The sequence below is a fragment of the Enterococcus sp. DIV1083b genome, from assembly GCF_051713705.1.
Taxonomy (GTDB): domain Bacteria; phylum Bacillota; class Bacilli; order Lactobacillales; family Enterococcaceae; genus Enterococcus_D; species Enterococcus_D casseliflavus.
The window spans coordinates 327,857-343,506 of sequence record NZ_JBIOQJ010000001.1 but is presented as its reverse complement, the minus strand read 5'-3'; the positions used below and the strand labels follow the sequence as shown (position 1 = coordinate 343,506).

Genomic DNA, 15,650 nt, shown 5'->3' with positions numbered 1-15,650 from the left:
AAAATAGTCATCCTATAAAATCGTTGCTTTTTAACAAACTTTCACACATTATAGCACGATGTTGAGAAAATGAAATATTTTTCATAAATTTAATTGATTTTTTAAATTATCAACGTATAATTATTCCTAATAAGTACGTTTATCTTCGTAAAAAGGAGGATTCTTATGAAGTGGCAATCTCAACTCACCGTCAATGATACGCAATACACGTATATTGACTTAGCGAAAATCACCCAAGACTTAGGGGCTGATTTATCTCGCTTACCCTACTCCATTCGAGTTTTATTGGAAAGTGTTGCTCGTCATCAAGACGAGGAAATTACAGAGGATTATTTACCATTTTTAGCGAACTGGCAGGCAGAAACCCCTACTGGTGTCGTGCCATTCAAACCAGAGCGGGTCGTTTTGCAAGACTTTACTGGGGTACCCGCAGTCGTTGATTTGGCTGCCATGCGGGATGCGATGGTCGCTTTAGGCGGTGCCGCAGAAGACATCAATCCTGAGATCCCCGTCACACTCGTCGTCGACCACTCTGTGCAAGTCGATCAAGCCGGTACTCCTGGGGCGATCGCTTTTAATACGGAGCGGGAATTTGAACGCAATGCAGAACGCTATCAATTCTTGAAATGGGCGCAAGGTTCTTTCGACAATTTCGAAGTCGTACCGCCTGAAACAGGGATCATTCATCAAGTCAACATCGAATCGTTATCTGATGTAATCTTGCAAAAAACACACGAAGATCAACGACTGCTGTTTCCTGATACATTGCAAGGAACCGATTCTCACACCACGATGATCAACGGCTTGGGGGTTCTCGGTTGGGGGGTTGGCGGTATTGAAGCGGAAGCTGCGATTCTTGGCGAACCTTCTTTCTTCCCTACGCCTGAAGTCATCGGGGTGAAATTTATCAACGAGATGCCTGCAGGTACCACCGCCACCGATTTAGCACTAAAAGTAACTGAAGTGCTGCGGATCGAAAAAGTGGTCGGAAAATTTGTCGAATACTTCGGTCCTGGCTATCGTCATTTAAGTTTAGCTGATCGAGCAACGTTAGCAAACATGGCTCCCGAATATGGTGCGACTTGCGGTTTTTGTCCGATTGATCAAGAGACCTTGAACTACTTAGCAACGACCGGTCGCTCCAGCGAGCTGATCGAACTCGTTGCCGCTTACGCCAAAGCCAACCATTTCTTTTATGATGAAACGATCGTGCCGACCTATACTAAGACGATCACCATCGATCTAGCAGAAGTTCAGCCAGCATTAGCGGGCCCTAAGCGCCCGCAAGATCGGATTTTGCTTCCAGCAGTCCGTCAGGATTTTGAACAATCGGTCACGGCTGCCGTCGGTCCCAAGGGCTTTGGTCTTTCAGAGGACGAATGGCAAAAAGCAGCCAGCGTTACCTGGCCAGATGCTGCACCTGACAAATTAGTGACCGGCGATATCGTATTGGCGGCGATCACTAGCTGTACGAATACTAGCAATCCCTTCGTCATGCTCTCGGCAGGCTTATTGGCTAAAAAAGCCATTGAAAAAGGTCTGACCGTCTCTCATACGGTCAAAACCTCCCTTGCACCTGGCTCCCAGATCGTGACCACCTATTTGCAAAACAGTGGTTTGCTGCCGTATTTAGAGCAACTCGGCTTTTATTTAGTGGGCTACGGTTGTACCACCTGTATCGGAAATTCAGGTCCTTTAGAAGCGCAGGTCGCTGAAGCAATTGAGGCAGAAAATCTACTGGTGGCATCGGTTCTGTCAGGCAATCGAAATTTTGAAGGAAGAATCCATCCACAGATCAAAGCCAATTATTTGGCTTCACCGCCATTAGTTGTTGCCTATGCCATCGCTGGCAGCATTCGCAAAGATCTCACAAAAGAACCGTTAGCTATCGTCAATGACGAGCCGGTGTATTTGTCTGATATTTGGCCTAGCAATGAAGAAGTCAATGCTTACGTTCAAGAGTACGTCGGACCAGAAGCATTTCGCGCTGCCTATGAGCATCTTTTTGATGCCAATGAACGCTGGAATGCGATCGAAACCACCACGAGCGCATGTTATGAATGGGAGGAACAATCCACCTACATCGCTCATCCGCCCTACTTTGAAACATTGACCAAAGAGTTGCCTAAACCAGATGTCTTAGCTGATCTGAAAGTCTTGGCAAAATTGGGTGATTCCGTCACCACTGACCATATTTCTCCTGCTGGCAGCATCAGTATGGATTCTGCAGCTGGAAAATTTTTACAAGAAAAAGAAGTTCCGTATCGTGAATTCAACTCCTTTGGTTCGCGACGCGGTAATCATCAGATTATGATGCGGGGGACTTTCGGCAACATCCGTCTGCAAAACCAGCTAGTGCCTGGCAGTACTGGCAGTGTCACGCATTATTTTCCAACTGGGGAAACCCTGTCGATATTTGACGCAGCTATGAATTACCAAAAAGCTGGTCAAAGCTGTATCATTTTAGCTGGTAAAGATTATGGCATGGGTTCTTCTCGCGACTGGGCCGCCAAAGGAACACAATTGTTAGGCGTTAAAGTCGTCTTAGCAGAAAGCTTCGAACGAATCCATCGCAGCAACTTGGTCATGATGGGGATCATTCCGCTTGAATATCTTGCTGGTGAAAGTGCCGCATCGTTTGATTTGGACGGCAGCGAAACATTCTCGATCGCTTTGCCAGAAGAGCCAGTGGTCAAGCAGCTGATCGAAGTCACTGCGCAACGGATCGACGGAGGGACTGTCTCCTTTATGACCCGCCTGCGCTTTGATGCCCCTGCAGATATTCGCTATTGGAAGCATCAAGGAATTTTACCGATGGTCATTCGAAAAAAAGCTGAATTAGGAGGAACTGCCCATGCCTAACCAAACAACCCATGAAGCAACGACGATCACCATTCCTTACATTGCAGGAGACGGCATCGGTGCCGAGATTTGGCAGGCTGCGCAACCTGTGATTAATGCCGCTGTAAATAAAGCCTATGACAATCAACGCCGCATCGAATGGCTGGAAGTTTTAGCTGGAGAAGCCGCCTTTGAACAGACGGGGGAATGGCTGCCGCAAGCAACCATCGATACGATCAAGGCTCAACAATACGCCTTAAAAGGACCGTTGACTACCCCAATTGGCGAGGGCTTTCGCTCCTTGAATGTCACCTTGCGGCAAACGCTGGATCTTTATGCCTGTGTCAGACCTGTTCGCTATTTTACAGGGGTCCCTTCGCCTTTAAAGCAGCCAGAAAAAACCGATATGGTGATCTTTCGAGAAAATACTGAAGATGTTTATGCTGGCATCGAATTTGCCAAAGACGACGACGCAACGCAGCGTCTGATCCAGACATTGCAAGCAGACTTTGCTGTCAAGGCGATTCGTTTTCCTAAAACTGCCGCTATCGGCATCAAGCCGATCTCTTTAGAAGGCAGTCAGCGCTTGATCGCTGCTGCCATTGAGTATGCGATCGCTCAAAAGCGGCCCACGGTGACACTGGTGCATAAAGGCAATATCATGAAATTTACAGAAGGCGGCTTTAAAAACTGGGGCTATCAGCTTGCAGAGACCACATACGCCGACCAGTGTTTTACAATGAATCAATACAACAAAATCAAAGCAGAAAACGGCTCAAAGGCAGCCGAAGCCGCTCTTGCCTCGGCAAAAGCGGCTGGGAAAATCGTTGTTAACGACGTGATCGCCGACAACTTTTTACAACAGATCCTTTTGTATCCAGAAAAATTCGACGTCATTGCCACTTGTAATTTGAACGGCGACTACATTTCTGATGCACTTGCTGCACAAGTCGGCGGCATCGGGATCGCCCCCGGCGCCAATATCAACTACGCTACTGGGGCAGCCATCTTTGAAGCTACCCACGGAACAGCACCGGATATCGCAGGACTTGGCAAAGCCAATCCCTGTTCACTGCTGCTATCGGCATGCATGCTATTAGAACATTTGAACTGGCCAGAAGCAGCCCAAATCCTAACACAAGCCATTGAACAAGCCTTGCAAAGTCAGCACGTCACTGCCGACTTCGCGCAGTTGATGCCAGAAGCGGTCTGTTTAACGACACAAGCGTTTGGCGAACACCTCCTTCAGTTGATCCATTCGTAAACTCAAGCTGTGATTGAGTCGGCATTTGCCTGCTCAATCACAGCTTGATTGCGTTTTCACCTTTTGAGAAACTATACTTAGAGCATGAAAGGGGGAATTCATTTATGAGTGAATTCAACATGAGAAAAATCGGTCAGCAGATCGCTGCCAAACGCAAAGAAAAAAACCTGACCCAAAGCAACTTGGCCGACCAATTACTTGTCAGCTATCAGGCGGTCAGTAATTGGGAGCGGGGCAACTCACTGCCGGACATTGAAAAATTGCCGCAGCTAGCAGCGATTTTAGACCTATCCATCGATGAGCTGTTAGGAAAGCCAGCAGCTGCGGTGCAACATTATCAAGCGGGAACCGCACAGCCAGAAGAAATCGCCGAACTAGCTCCGCTGATCAAACCGCAAGAATTGTCAGCGTTGATTCAAGAAGAACCGTTTCAAGAAACTTCTTTAGATTTAGACTTATTGCCTAGGCTAGCACCTCATTTGACCAGCGCAGACTTGCAGCACCTGCTAAATGGTGCCGAGAATATCCCAGAAGAGGTACTGGAAGAACTCCTGCCGTTTTTGAAAAAGCCCCAAGTAGAAGAGCTCCTGAAAGGCAAGCACTATTCCATGGCTTTTTGGGAAGAGGCGGCGCCCTTTTTACCCTCCAACTTTTTGGCGGGAGAAATCAAAGGCTGGCTTGAAAATCCTGACTTCCGCTTTTCTGAGATTGAAGAACTGCTGCCCTTTTTACCTGCGCCGTATCTGGATGAACTCCTGCTGACCGCCCTGGAACAGCCAAACGTTGCCGCAGCAGAACGCTTGGCTTATGATGAAATCGAAGAACTGCTGCCGTTTCTAACAGAAGCAACGATCTGCCGGCTCGTTCAAGCACTGCCCTTCTCAACAGATGAGCTGGAAGAGATCGCCCCTTTCCTCTCCTCAAAGAACTTGATTGTCCTTTTAAAAAAAGGACACTAAAAAAGCAAGATTCTTCTTTACTTTTGGTAAACCACCGTTTATAATTTCGTTAACCAAATAAATTAATTTTAGGTTAACGAAATTATTAGTAGAGAGAAGGATTCGATGAAATTATCATTACGTGAACAAATCCATGCCGCTTTATTTGCGATCATTATTGCTGGTCTTTCCCAACTGACGATTCCATTAGGTTTGATCCCATTGACAGGACAAACCTTTGCGATCGGGCTGGCGGTGACTTTCCTCGGCACGCGAACTGGAACGATGGCGATCGTCATCTACTTGCTGTTAGGATTGATTGGTTTGCCCGTTTTCGCTGGTTTTTCCAGTGGTGTCGGTGTTTTGTTAGGACCAACTGGTGGCTATTTAGTCGGCTTCCTCTTTAATGGAATGCTTACTGGATTGATCGTAGAAAAAACAGCGTTTCGCTACACAGGAGCAGTGATCGGCAATATTGTCGGTGCGCTGGCAACTTTGTTGTTTGGTACATTATGGCTGAAATGGAGCACGGACATGGCATGGCCGGCTGCCTTTAACGGTGGCTTTGTTCTGTTTATTATCCCTGGGATCATCAAAGCCGTTGCCGCAGCTTATCTAGGTATCTTTTTAAGAAACCGCTTGGCGCAACCATTGGCTTTACGTTAATAAAAACACTCGCGTCATATGCAGCGATTCCCATCAGTTAGCTTTTTCGTCTAACTTCTGGAAATCGCCGCATCACGCGAGTGTTCTTTTTTATTTCTCACCCTCTTCAATCGAGAGCTGCGGCCAAATTTTCTGCCACTGCTTCATCGCTTGGCGTTGTCGATAAACCGCAAGATACTGTTCATTTTGGGCAAAATGCGGTGTTGGACGCACCCGAAAACTGCAAATATCCTGCCAACCAAAAGGCGCCATCAATTCAAGCTTGCCTTGATTCATTCGTGCCGCTACCGCTGTACAACGCTCTGGAAACTTCGTTAAAGCATCGAAGGTACTTGTATAAGGCGGCTCCTCGGCAAAATTATGTTGGTGCATCAACGCTTGGTTTCGAACCTCCCAAGGAAATTCGGGAAACGAGCGGCGCAGTTGCGCTTCGATCGCTGCTGTTTCTTCTATGCTTACAGTCGGATCATAAAACACGACATCAATATCGGTTATTGGCACCTCCGCTATTTTTCCACTGAGAAACCCCCATAAATAATTCCGCAGGTACCCAGCACACAGCCAGCAATCCGACAGCTGCAACGCTTCAATGATCGTAAGCAGTTGTCGACATTCACGATTTTTTGCAAACAAGTTCTGGATCGCTTGTTCCTTCATTGGCGTCCTCCTCTAATGGGCTCAGGCTAGTTATTTCAAGGTCCAACCACCGTCGATGGGCACGATCGTCCCCTGCAAGTAACTAGCTTGCGGACTGGCAAGAAAAAGAGTCAGCGCTGCAACTTCTTCTGGTTGCGCCCAACGCTTGACCGGCGTCTCCTCTGCCACCCATTGCGCCATTTTCCCGTCACCGGCAAAATCAGCCGCATTCATCGGCGTTTGAATCGCACCGGGCGCGATGCCCTTCACCGAGATCCCTTGATCTGCAACATCCAATGCCAACTGTTTGGTAAACCCGACGATCGCGTGTTTTGCGGTTGTATAGGCGATCCCGCCCCCACCTGCGACCATTCCAGCGATCGACGCCATATTGATGATCGTTCCGCCGCCATTGGCTTGCATCAGCGGCAAAATTTCTTTCGTTAAATAAAACATGCTGGAGACATTGGTTTGAAATATCTCCTCCCACTCCATTGACGTCGTCTCAGCGATCGTATGATAGCCGTCAAGCTTTCCTGCTGTATTTAACAAGACCGTGATACCGCCAAAGTGCGTCACACAAGCTTGGACCGCTGCAAGACAATTTTCTTTCACCGCTAAGTCACAACATGTGCCGAAAAAGCGGGGCTGGGCTAAAAGCGAATCAGGAAACGATTGGCAGTCAACACCAAATACTTGAGCGCCTTCTGCAAGAAACGCCTCTGCTTGCGCTTTACCGATGCCTGAAGCAGCCCCTGTGACAAACACAATCGTTTTGCCATCGATCCACGCTGCCGTCATTCCACGATTTTCCAATCTTCCGCAAGAATGTCGCAAACAGTCGGTGCGAAACTCGAGAATCCCTCATCTGCTGTTTTGATCAAAAAGTAAGGGGTGACTGGGGCATTGTCGTACACTTCGCCTTCAACGAATGTCACATAAAGTTCAAAGCCGCCCCAACCTTCACGAATGATTTTTTTGCCGGCTTTTAATTCTGGTAAGATTTCTTCAAATGTCATGATTTTTCTCCTTTGCGTGTTTCTTCTAATGGTTTAAATTGCTTGGAAATTCAATCACGAAAACAAGCAGGACTCGTTTGCTGCGCTAATACGGCAGCAGCGTGATCGCTTGCGCCAATTCCTCTAAAAGATGCGCCGTTTTATAGTCCTCAAATGCCTCATGATGGTTTCGCAGCAGCGTCCGAACTTTCGTTGGAGAATATGCTTCTGCTAAGTGATTTTCCAAAACGAAGCGTCGGGTCAACTGCCATTCATAATAGTAGCCGAAGGGACGGCAATAGTAGCTGGTTCCCGCAAGTTCTTTTTTCTCAAAGCGTCGATGGGTATGCCCAAAGACGACTGCCCGCACATTGGCGTACTGATCGATCACTGCGCCAAAATCAGGCGACCCCAAAAACGCATTTAGGTGGTTCCAGCGGGCGTACTTGCCGGTCTGCCGCACAATAAACGCTTCTTGGGGCACAAAATGCGTAGAAAGAAGAATTTCTTGGTCTTGCGGCAAATGGGCCAATGTTTCCGCTAAACGCTCATTGATGGCTTGGCTGATCTCCTTATCCGATCCCTTTCGTTGAATCATGCGGTCATACCAAAACAAATTTTTCAGCCGCAAGATCTCACCTTCACTGGTCAGATCAGAATATTGGTAGTCATACCAGCCATTGATTCCCAACAGCAGTGTTTTTTCTGATAAGCGATACGTCTGAAAATTAAGAAAGGCGGGATCATCGAAAGCCTCGATCTCTTGTTCCGTCAAGTCCACCATTTCATGATTGCCCCAGTGAAAGGTCGTTGGCACCTGTCGACTTTGAAAAAATGCGACCACGTCTAATAGCCGTTGTTTTTTATTCGCCACATCTCCTGCCAGATGCAGATGGGTCACCTGATTTTGCTGCAAATAATCAGCGATCAGCTGCAGATGGGGATCAAATAATTGGTTGATATCGACGTGCAAGTCGCTAATAACCGCCAGCGTGCCCATCTCAGCGGCCCGCCGTCTGCTTTTCGATCCGTAACAATTGGACATCGTTAGCTAAGATCCCGCTATTTCCCACCAATTGCAACCGTTGATAGGTCGGTTCCACCTGCATCCGAGTCTGTTCTTCTAAATACACCTGAGCCCCTTGCTTCAACCAAATCGTGCCTAAGGGTGTCGTTAAAGGGGTGTCGTAGATCGCCAATCCTTCTTCTGGATAGCTTTGCGGCACGATGATCAGGCGAAAATGGATGTCCAAACGGCAGGTGATCTCCGTTGCAGGAAACGGACCAACGCCGTCTTCAAAATCCAAGTAGAGACGATCATCTGGCTGCACATAAGGGGTTATTTTTTCAATTGCTGCTGGCTCAATGTTCAGTTCCATGACGAGAGCCCTCCTTTACATGATACGTTTTTTCCATTCCTCAAGGGTGATGCCACGCGTGACTTCATCGATGATTTCTTCACCCGATTTGCGGGCAGCTGGGATCGTTGCTTCCAATTTCATCCCAATTTTCTCCATGACCCGTCCAGACTTGGGATTTCGGGCATCATGTCGAGCAAAAATTCGAATCAATTCGAGTGTTTCAAAACCGAAATGCAGCAGTGCCATTGCCGCTTCTGGCATAATCCCTTGCCCCCAATAATCGCGACTCAATGTATAACCGAGCTCAGCGATCTCTTTTTCTGATTCTACCCGCAAATCGATGGTCCCGATCATTTTTCCTGAGTCTTTTTCTTCGATCGCAAATTTTCCTAAGGGTGCAGCAACAAAATACTCGGCGATGCGTAGTTTTGTTTCTTCAACCGACCCATGTCTAGCAAAGACGAAGGTCGTCGTTTCTTCATCATTTGCATAGGCAAACATGTCCGCTGCATCCGCCAAGGAAACAGGACGCAAGAGCAGCCTCGGTGTCTCCAACCGTTGATTTTCTGCTAACAATAGCAAATGTCGTTCTTTTGTTGTCATAGGATCCCTACTTTCTGTCAATACTCTCTCACGATCGCACCCCTCTTTTGCTATTTGCTGGATATGCTATAATAAGCATAAGTAAACGCTTTGAGGAGGATACTTCAATGTCAGACGAATTAGAAAAACGCCTTGATACAGGAATGTATGGGACGCCTCGCGTCAACCCAGATGAACAGCGCAAGTATTTAGGCACGTTTCGTGAACGGTGTTATCTTAGTATGACAGTAACAGAAATGAAGAAGAAGGACAACCAGAAAACGCTCTTGAACGCCTTACCAGATTATCAAGGAGCGCTCGTGCTGCTTAATGGAAAATTGCCAGAATCGATCCAGACCGATTACATCACTTTACTGACCAAGCAACAGATGGAATTTCGGATCGTCTCCGATGCCCAAGATGCCGGTCCAGACAGTATCGGCTTGCTGATTGCTGGGAAAGAAGCCGTCAATGAAGACGTCATCGATATCGAAAAAAAATTCCCTGCAGCTGCCGCTCCATCGGATAAAGAGCAGGAACAACCAGAGAAAAAGTCATTTTGGAAACGTCTTTTCCATTAAAAGGAGGAACTATCATGGAACAATCAACACCGCCCTACCTTTCATTAAAGAAAGAACTGCTTGATGCTTTGGATCTGCATATCGATTTGTTAAAAACGGCACCCACGATCGAATCCAGCCATCTAGATGGCGTATTGTTCATGATGCGCAGCTTGGGTTTTATGCTGGATCGCGCTCCGAAAGTACTCCTGCTGGAGGATAAGAATGAAATGAACTTTATGATGTTTCAATATTATAGCCTCCTGTCGGAACTGAAGTACAATCTGGTTTTAAACTTTCCCTACGCCTCGATTCAAGGCGTACCGTTATTAACCTTGATCCAACGTTTTCCTACCACGTATGAAAAAGAAATGAAACAATGGTGGGAAGCCCGAACGGGTCTCAAGGTGGAAGAAACAAAACAAACGATTGAGATCGCTGCTTTTGAATCCTAATAAAAAAACTGCACACTTTGAAAGGAACTCTCCTTCCAAAGTGTGCAGTTCTTTGCTTTTTGTACTTCCATCAGCTCTCGAAGACTTCAGGGAACAACAGGCGTAAAACAGACATAGTTAAGCGTCGGCCTTTCCCGCTGTATGGATAAACGTGCATATGCATCGCTGGGTTGAAATTGGCTTCAATGATTCCATAAGCCCCCGGTTCATTGGCTGGCTTGGTTTTATCTGGAATAATCAGATCGATTCCGCTGATAGATGCTTGTAATGCGGCTACCGCATCGACTGCTACTTGTTTGTAATCATCGTTGAAGTCATCCGTCACATCGATAGAATCACCGCCAGTACTGATATTCGAGTTTTCTCGCAAATAAACGATCTGCCCCTCTTCGGGTACTGAATCCACTTGATACCCTTGCTCTTTTAACATCAGTTGTTCCAGTTCCCCTAATTGGATCAGCTCTAATGGGGTCCGATGATGGGTGCCGCGCAATGGATCAAGATTTTTCTCTGCGACGAGTTCCGTGATCGTGCGCTTGCCGTCACCCACGACATTGGCAGGGATACGTAGTAAAATCGCATCGACTCGCCCATCGATCACGAAGAACCGATATTCCGTCCCTGACAAAAAAGTCTCAACGAGGATCGAATCATCTTCCGCAAAGGCAATGGCGACCGCCGCTTGATAATCCGCTAAAGAGGCACCTTCTTTGAAAATCGAGATACCGATCCCATAGTTGGTGGTTTTCGGTTTTACCACAAACCCGCTGTGGGCAATCTGAGGATAAAACGCGATCGCTTCTTCTGCCGAAGCGAACTCAGCGCCACTTGGTACATGAAAGCCATTTTCGGCTAAGATTTTTTTAGTGACCGTTTTATTCGCCATGATCAATGGGACGATGTACTGATCCTTACTGGTCATATTGGCATTTTTAACATATTCGATGTGGTCTTTCACGGCTAATTTCAAGAATTGATCCGTTTCATCCAGTACCGTCACTTCGATTCCTTTTTGGATCGCATCGAACAAGAGAATCTGGGTCGACAATTCCATTGCTCGAAAGCCAGCTAATTGATACGGTTTTTCCCAAGCAGCTTGATGATACTTTTGTCCCAGCACTGTTGCTGTCTGGGCTTGACTGGTTGCTTGACTTGCTGAGAAAAGACGTCCCGCGAAGGTTCTTTCTGGTTCAGCCAGCATTTCTGAGAGCTGATCCAAAAATGGTGGATGCGGCAGCTCAAGGGCTTGGGCAAAGTCCATCATTTCAGTAATCAGCGCTTGCGCTTCTTGCTGATAAGTCAAAGGTGCAAGCGGATGTTCTAATGCGACCTGATCATTTCTCTGATTGCCCTCTTCGATCCACGCATCCGCATCGCTGCCTTCTTCTTTTGTACTTAAAAACAATAAGAAGAAATGCAAGAATGCGACTTGCTCTTTGGAAATCCCATAGCGGGCAAAGGGATCGATGTCAATATTTCTTAACTCAATATAACGGATACCCGCTGAGGCTAAATCTGCGACCCGTTTTCCCCCACGTAGACGCACTGGCGCATAAAATTCTTTTTCTTCTGAAAGCTTTCCCGTCTCCACTAATTTGGCAATATCTGCAAGATAGGTCTCTAACGAAGCGTAAGATACCTTGACGTCTTCGTGATTCGTGTACCCATAGCGGCTATTGCGAATACTGCGGACTGGTTCTTGCGGTCCGTTTTCTGTCGTAAAATAATTGGCTTCTGAAGCAGGAGTCGCCCCAAAGAAATACGTCAAAAACCAGCGATAGTGCAAATAATTGCGAGTTACTTTCAAATAAAGTGCCGTTTTAAACGTCTGGAAGCTTTCCTTCGTTTCAGACAAAGCATACAGCTGCTGCAAAAAGTCTTCCGCAAATTCGAAATTGAAATGAATCCCACTGACCATTTGCTTGCGGCGACCATATGTTTTGGCTAAATAGCGGCGGTAGAGCACATCTTCAAATTGGTCTAATTTAGCAATGACGATGTCTTCTTCTTTTTCTGGTAAAGCCGGTGGCATACTCAATGGCCAGAGCATTTCTTCTGCTGACATCGAACGATACGCTACATCATGAATAGCCCCTAAAAAACGGAACAATTCATCCACGGAATCAGCGACGGGCGTAATCAGTTCCAGTTGGTTTTCGGAAAAATCCGTTTGGATATACGGATGGAAGCGCCGATTGCCTAATGTTTTAGGATGATCGGTACCTGCAAACGTCCCATCGAGCCGCACCCGCTGCGCTTCACGCTCAATCCCGTAGCGTCCTTTCAATAAATAGGGAAAAAGCTCTTTATGTGATAACAATGTTTTTATTTTCATTCGACTGCCCTCTATGTTCTTCTACTAAATTTTTTCTCAAATGCTATTTCTTTCCATCTATTATAGTGAAAACTGGTGAAAAATGCAGAAATTTGCTCCTCACTTGTAATATCTCTTACTAAAATTACCAAGAATTTATAAAATACTTGAATAAATTTGATATTTACCTTCAAAATAAAGTATACTTCTTATAGAACAGTAAATTATTATGTCCATATTACTCTTTTTTGAAAGGAAGAATAGTGAATGAAGCCACTTAATCTTACCAAACGCGAACGTCAAATCATGAATATCTTTTGGAATTCAGACAAACCTCTTTCTGCAAATGACATTGCTGTCCAACAGCAAGATCTAAGCAAGAATACCATTCAAGCAGTCGTACGTAAACTAAAAAACCACGACTTATTGAAAGTAGCGGATATCGGCTACAGCGGTACTGTTTTGACTCGGTTGTATTCTCCGAATGTGACCCAAGAAGACTTCTTAGCAGCAGAATTGTCTGATCAATCTTTATTGAATTTGATTACGAACTTTATCGAAACCAATAAAGATATCGATACATTGAACAACTTGGAAAAAATGATCACTGAGCGCCAAGGGGAACTTAAGAAATAATCTTTCCCTACCGTTGAACTCGTTGTATTCTGCCTGATACTTCCCAAAGTTTTTAGACAGTGCAGAAGAAAACGAAGTCTTCAAACTGCTTTTCCTGATTTTTGGCAAAGTCGTGCATCGCTGTACCCACATTTGCCACGCCAAGTGTTCTCAGCTTTACGTCACAAGTCAAGCTCGTGGAAAGAGACGACGACCCGTTTTCTCTTCCCTTTGATCTCACAAAAGCAACAATAAAGGAGAGCCATGTGTAGGTGTATCACCTAACACAGGGCTCTGTTTTTTTATTCTTTGATCAAGCCTTTGAATAAGCCAACGACAAATTCATTTGGATCAAATGGTTCTAAATCATTGATGCCTTCTCCGAGTCCCACTAATTTGACTGGCAGCCTCAGCTCGTTACGGATCGCCAAGACGATCCCCCCTTTAGCCGTTCCATCAAGTTTGGTTAAGACGAGACCAGAAACATCCGTCGTTTCTTTAAATTGTTTTGCTTGATTCATCGCGTTTTGACCTGTTGTTGCATCCAACACGAGCAGGACTTCATGAGGGGCCGTTGGGTCCACTCGTTGAATGATCCGTTTGATTTTTTCTAGTTCGTTCATCAAATTGACTTTGTTTTGCAAACGACCCGCGGTATCTACTAATAAAACGTCAGCATTTTCTCGTTTTGCGCGCTCCATCGCATCAAACACGACTGCTGCTGGATCGCCTCCTGCATTGCCACGAACGACTTCAACACCAGCTCGTTCACCCCAGACCACTAATTGATCGATGGCACCGGCACGGAAAGTATCCGCTGCAGCCAATAAGACTTTCTTGCCTTCGGCTTTGAATTGGTGGGCTAATTTCCCGATACTGGTGGTTTTTCCAACACCGTTCACGCCAACAAATAAAATGACGGTCAACCCCGACTGCATATTCAACTCGTTGACTTCACCGACACCTGCTTCCCCATATAGGTCAACCAATTTTTCGATGATGACATTTTGGACATCTGCCGTTTTCTTCACATTACGTAGTTTGACTTCTTGTCTCAATGCATCCGCGATCTTCATCGCCGCATCAAAGCCGACGTCTGCGCCGATCAGCGTTTCTTCCACTTCTTCGAAGAAGTCTTCGTCCACCGTACGGAAGTTGGCAAACAATTCGTTCATCCGTTGCCCAAAGGTTTTCCGTGATTTCGTCAATCCTTTGGTGTATTTATCCTGCACACTTTCCGTTTCTGGCGCTGGTTGAAGGATTGGTTCAGAAGCTGGTACTTCCTCTGATGGTGTATCCTTAGCCACTTCTTCTGGAATACTTGGTGCTTCTTCTCCTTTATTCGCTGTCGTTGCTTCTTGCTGCGGGGACATTTCAGCAGTTTCTTGCTCTGCCTCCAAATCACTGGAGTCGGCGGCTTCTGCAGGTGCCACTGGTTCTGAAGCGCCTTGTTCAGCAGGAGTTTGTGCTGGCTGGCTTTCTTCTGAACGCTGTGCCTCTGGTGAGTCAGCATCGACTAACGGTTTGTCGGTTTCTTGCTCTGCTTCTTTGGTTTCTCCAATCAGCGCTTTTTTGATTTTGTCAAAAAATCCCATCTTACGCACCTCCTTTTAAGACATATTCTTCAATCACTGCTGCCACACCGTCTTCTTGGTTTGAAACGGTGACAACGTCAGCTGCCTCTTTAATGATTGGCACGGCATTGGCCATCGCTACGCCAATCCCTGCATAGCGAATCATCGGCAAGTCATTTTCTTCATCACCGATCGCCATCACTTCTTCTTGCTTGATCCCTAAATCTTGCGCCAATAGGCTGATACCATAGGCTTTGGTGATTCCTTTAGGCATAAATTCCAACAGATTATTCCGGCTTTTGATGATTTCATATTTCTCGCGGATCTCTGAGGAAATCTCAGGGATCTTAGGATCCAAAACTTCCTGATGGTAGGCGATCACCGCTTTATTATAGAGCATCGATTCATCCAGATCAGCTACGGCAAAAGGACGACAATCCAATAAAGGATTCAAGGAGCCATAAATCGATGGATGCGCTGCTGAAGTCGGCAAGCTCAAGACGATCTCTTCTGATACCACGTCTAGAGGCAAATTTAAGTCTTCCGCCACTGAAACCAATTCATGGATATCTGCCAGCTGCATCGCTGCTTTTTCAATGATCTCGCCGGTCTCATTTTTTTGAACCAAACCGCCGTTAAAGGTGATACTGTAGTCGCCGGGTTCTTTCAGCGATAATTCTTCTAAATAGGGACGGATCGCCCGCAATGGACGTCCGGTACAAATAACGATTTTCACGCCTTGTGCTTTAGCACGAGCAAGTACCTCTTTGTTGCGAGGAGTCACTTCTTTTTTGTCATTCAATAACGTTCCGTCTAAATCGATCGCAATCAGTTTAATCATATCAT

Annotated in this window: 16 protein-coding genes; 7 read left to right on the top strand and 9 right to left on the bottom strand. The window is 46.2% G+C overall.

Annotated elements, in window-relative coordinates:
* The first annotated feature begins 165 nt into the window (after positions 1-165).
* The 4 genes from acnA to IGI69_RS01610 all read left to right on the top strand — a co-directional run bounded on the left by acnA (position 166) and on the right by IGI69_RS01610 (position 5,709).
* Complete coding sequence (acnA, locus tag IGI69_RS01625; RefSeq protein ID WP_438739467.1) at positions 166-2,862, top strand: aconitate hydratase AcnA; 2,697 nt, start codon at positions 166-168, stop codon at positions 2,860-2,862.
* On the top strand, positions 2,855-4,105 hold the full coding sequence (gene icd / locus IGI69_RS01620; RefSeq protein WP_413135013.1) for an NADP-dependent isocitrate dehydrogenase: 1,251 nt from the start codon (positions 2,855-2,857) through the stop codon (positions 4,103-4,105). Before acnA ends, icd begins: the two co-directional genes overlap by 8 nt.
* Positions 4,106-4,209: 104 nt before the next feature.
* Positions 4,210-5,064, top strand: a complete 855-nt coding sequence (locus IGI69_RS01615; RefSeq protein ID WP_015508825.1) for a helix-turn-helix domain-containing protein — start codon at positions 4,210-4,212, stop codon at positions 5,062-5,064.
* Between the two features lie 105 nt (positions 5,065-5,169).
* Positions 5,170-5,709 carry a biotin transporter BioY gene (locus IGI69_RS01610; protein WP_422704961.1) on the top strand — a complete coding sequence of 180 codons (540 nt, stop codon included), beginning with the start codon at positions 5,170-5,172 and terminating at the stop codon, positions 5,707-5,709.
* Between the two features lie 90 nt (positions 5,710-5,799).
* On the opposite strand, the gene IGI69_RS01605 is transcribed toward IGI69_RS01610, so the two are convergent.
* The 6 genes from IGI69_RS01605 to IGI69_RS01580 form a co-directional block, all read right to left on the bottom strand.
* The gene (locus IGI69_RS01605; protein WP_159161093.1) at positions 5,800-6,366 is read right to left on the bottom strand and encodes a nucleotidyltransferase family protein; all 567 of its coding nucleotides are present in this window, start codon (positions 6,364-6,366) and stop codon (positions 5,800-5,802) included.
* A gap of 30 nt (positions 6,367-6,396) precedes the next feature.
* Entirely contained in the window at positions 6,397-7,146 is a 750-nt protein-coding gene (locus tag IGI69_RS01600; protein WP_422704962.1) for a 3-oxoacyl-ACP reductase, read from the bottom strand.
* On the bottom strand, positions 7,143-7,364 hold the full coding sequence (locus IGI69_RS01595) for a DUF2829 domain-containing protein (RefSeq protein ID WP_005227147.1): 222 nt from the start codon (positions 7,362-7,364) through the stop codon (positions 7,143-7,145). The genes IGI69_RS01600 and IGI69_RS01595 overlap by 4 nt, the downstream gene beginning before the upstream one ends.
* 85 nt (positions 7,365-7,449) lie before the next feature.
* A complete protein-coding gene (locus IGI69_RS01590) occupies positions 7,450-8,343 on the bottom strand; it encodes a metallophosphoesterase (protein ID WP_422705059.1) in 894 nt (297 codons plus the stop codon).
* Position 8,344: 1 nt separating this feature from the next.
* Entirely contained in the window at positions 8,345-8,722 is a 378-nt protein-coding gene (locus IGI69_RS01585) for an iron-sulfur cluster biosynthesis family protein (RefSeq protein ID WP_005227145.1), read from the bottom strand.
* A 15-nt stretch (positions 8,723-8,737) separates the two neighbouring features.
* A complete protein-coding gene (locus IGI69_RS01580; RefSeq protein ID WP_005227144.1) occupies positions 8,738-9,307 on the bottom strand; it encodes a GNAT family N-acetyltransferase in 570 nt (189 codons plus the stop codon).
* Positions 9,308-9,414: 107 nt separating this feature from the next.
* Here IGI69_RS01580 and IGI69_RS01575 point away from each other — a divergent pair, with 107 nt between their 5' ends.
* On the top strand, positions 9,415-9,867 hold the full coding sequence (locus IGI69_RS01575) for a YueI family protein (RefSeq protein ID WP_422704963.1): 453 nt from the start codon (positions 9,415-9,417) through the stop codon (positions 9,865-9,867).
* 14 nt (positions 9,868-9,881) lie between these two features.
* Positions 9,882-10,301, top strand: a complete 420-nt coding sequence (locus tag IGI69_RS01570) for a hypothetical protein (protein WP_005227142.1) — start codon at positions 9,882-9,884, stop codon at positions 10,299-10,301.
* Between the two features lie 70 nt (positions 10,302-10,371).
* Here the strand turns inward: IGI69_RS01570 and gshAB are convergent, their stop codons facing one another.
* Positions 10,372-12,636 (bottom strand): bifunctional glutamate--cysteine ligase GshA/glutathione synthetase GshB, encoded by a 2,265-nt coding sequence (gene gshAB, locus IGI69_RS01565; RefSeq protein WP_074535384.1) that lies wholly within the window; start codon positions 12,634-12,636, stop codon positions 10,372-10,374.
* 246 nt (positions 12,637-12,882) lie between these two features.
* Here gshAB and IGI69_RS01560 point away from each other — a divergent pair, with 246 nt between their 5' ends.
* The gene (locus tag IGI69_RS01560; RefSeq protein ID WP_005227140.1) at positions 12,883-13,251 is read left to right on the top strand and encodes a BlaI/MecI/CopY family transcriptional regulator; all 369 of its coding nucleotides are present in this window, start codon (positions 12,883-12,885) and stop codon (positions 13,249-13,251) included.
* Positions 13,252-13,532: 281 nt separating this feature from the next.
* On the opposite strand, the gene ftsY is transcribed toward IGI69_RS01560, so the two are convergent.
* The gene (gene ftsY, locus IGI69_RS01555) at positions 13,533-14,825 is read right to left on the bottom strand and encodes a signal recognition particle-docking protein FtsY (RefSeq protein ID WP_438739461.1); all 1,293 of its coding nucleotides are present in this window, start codon (positions 14,823-14,825) and stop codon (positions 13,533-13,535) included.
* 1 nt (position 14,826) lies between these two features.
* Positions 14,827-15,645, bottom strand: coding sequence for a Cof-type HAD-IIB family hydrolase (locus IGI69_RS01550; RefSeq protein ID WP_005227138.1), 819 nt, complete (start codon positions 15,643-15,645; stop codon positions 14,827-14,829).
* Positions 15,646-15,650: the final 5 nt, after the last annotated feature.

Coding starts and splice junctions, on each gene's coding strand:
- acnA (WP_438739467.1), top strand. CDS start 166: ATGAAGTGGCAATCTCAACTCACCGTCAATGATACGCAATACACGTAT.
- icd (WP_413135013.1), top strand. CDS start 2,855: ATGCCTAACCAAACAACCCATGAAGCAACGACGATCACCATTCCTTAC.
- IGI69_RS01615 (WP_015508825.1), top strand. CDS start 4,210: ATGAGTGAATTCAACATGAGAAAAATCGGTCAGCAGATCGCTGCCAAA.
- IGI69_RS01610 (WP_422704961.1), top strand. CDS start 5,170: ATGAAATTATCATTACGTGAACAAATCCATGCCGCTTTATTTGCGATC.
- IGI69_RS01605 (WP_159161093.1), bottom strand. CDS start 6,366: ATGAAGGAACAAGCGATCCAGAACTTGTTTGCAAAAAATCGTGAATGT.
- IGI69_RS01600 (WP_422704962.1), bottom strand. CDS start 7,146: ATGACGGCAGCGTGGATCGATGGCAAAACGATTGTGTTTGTCACAGGG.
- IGI69_RS01595 (WP_005227147.1), bottom strand. CDS start 7,364: ATGACATTTGAAGAAATCTTACCAGAATTAAAAGCCGGCAAAAAAATC.
- IGI69_RS01590 (WP_422705059.1), bottom strand. CDS start 8,343: ATGGGCACGCTGGCGGTTATTAGCGACTTGCACGTCGATATCAACCAA.
- IGI69_RS01585 (WP_005227145.1), bottom strand. CDS start 8,722: ATGGAACTGAACATTGAGCCAGCAGCAATTGAAAAAATAACCCCTTAT.
- IGI69_RS01580 (WP_005227144.1), bottom strand. CDS start 9,307: ATGACAACAAAAGAACGACATTTGCTATTGTTAGCAGAAAATCAACGG.
- IGI69_RS01575 (WP_422704963.1), top strand. CDS start 9,415: ATGTCAGACGAATTAGAAAAACGCCTTGATACAGGAATGTATGGGACG.
- IGI69_RS01570 (WP_005227142.1), top strand. CDS start 9,882: ATGGAACAATCAACACCGCCCTACCTTTCATTAAAGAAAGAACTGCTT.
- gshAB (WP_074535384.1), bottom strand. CDS start 12,636: ATGAAAATAAAAACATTGTTATCACATAAAGAGCTTTTTCCCTATTTA.
- IGI69_RS01560 (WP_005227140.1), top strand. CDS start 12,883: ATGAAGCCACTTAATCTTACCAAACGCGAACGTCAAATCATGAATATC.
- ftsY (WP_438739461.1), bottom strand. CDS start 14,825: ATGGGATTTTTTGACAAAATCAAAAAAGCGCTGATTGGAGAAACCAAA.
- IGI69_RS01550 (WP_005227138.1), bottom strand. CDS start 15,645: ATGATTAAACTGATTGCGATCGATTTAGACGGAACGTTATTGAATGAC.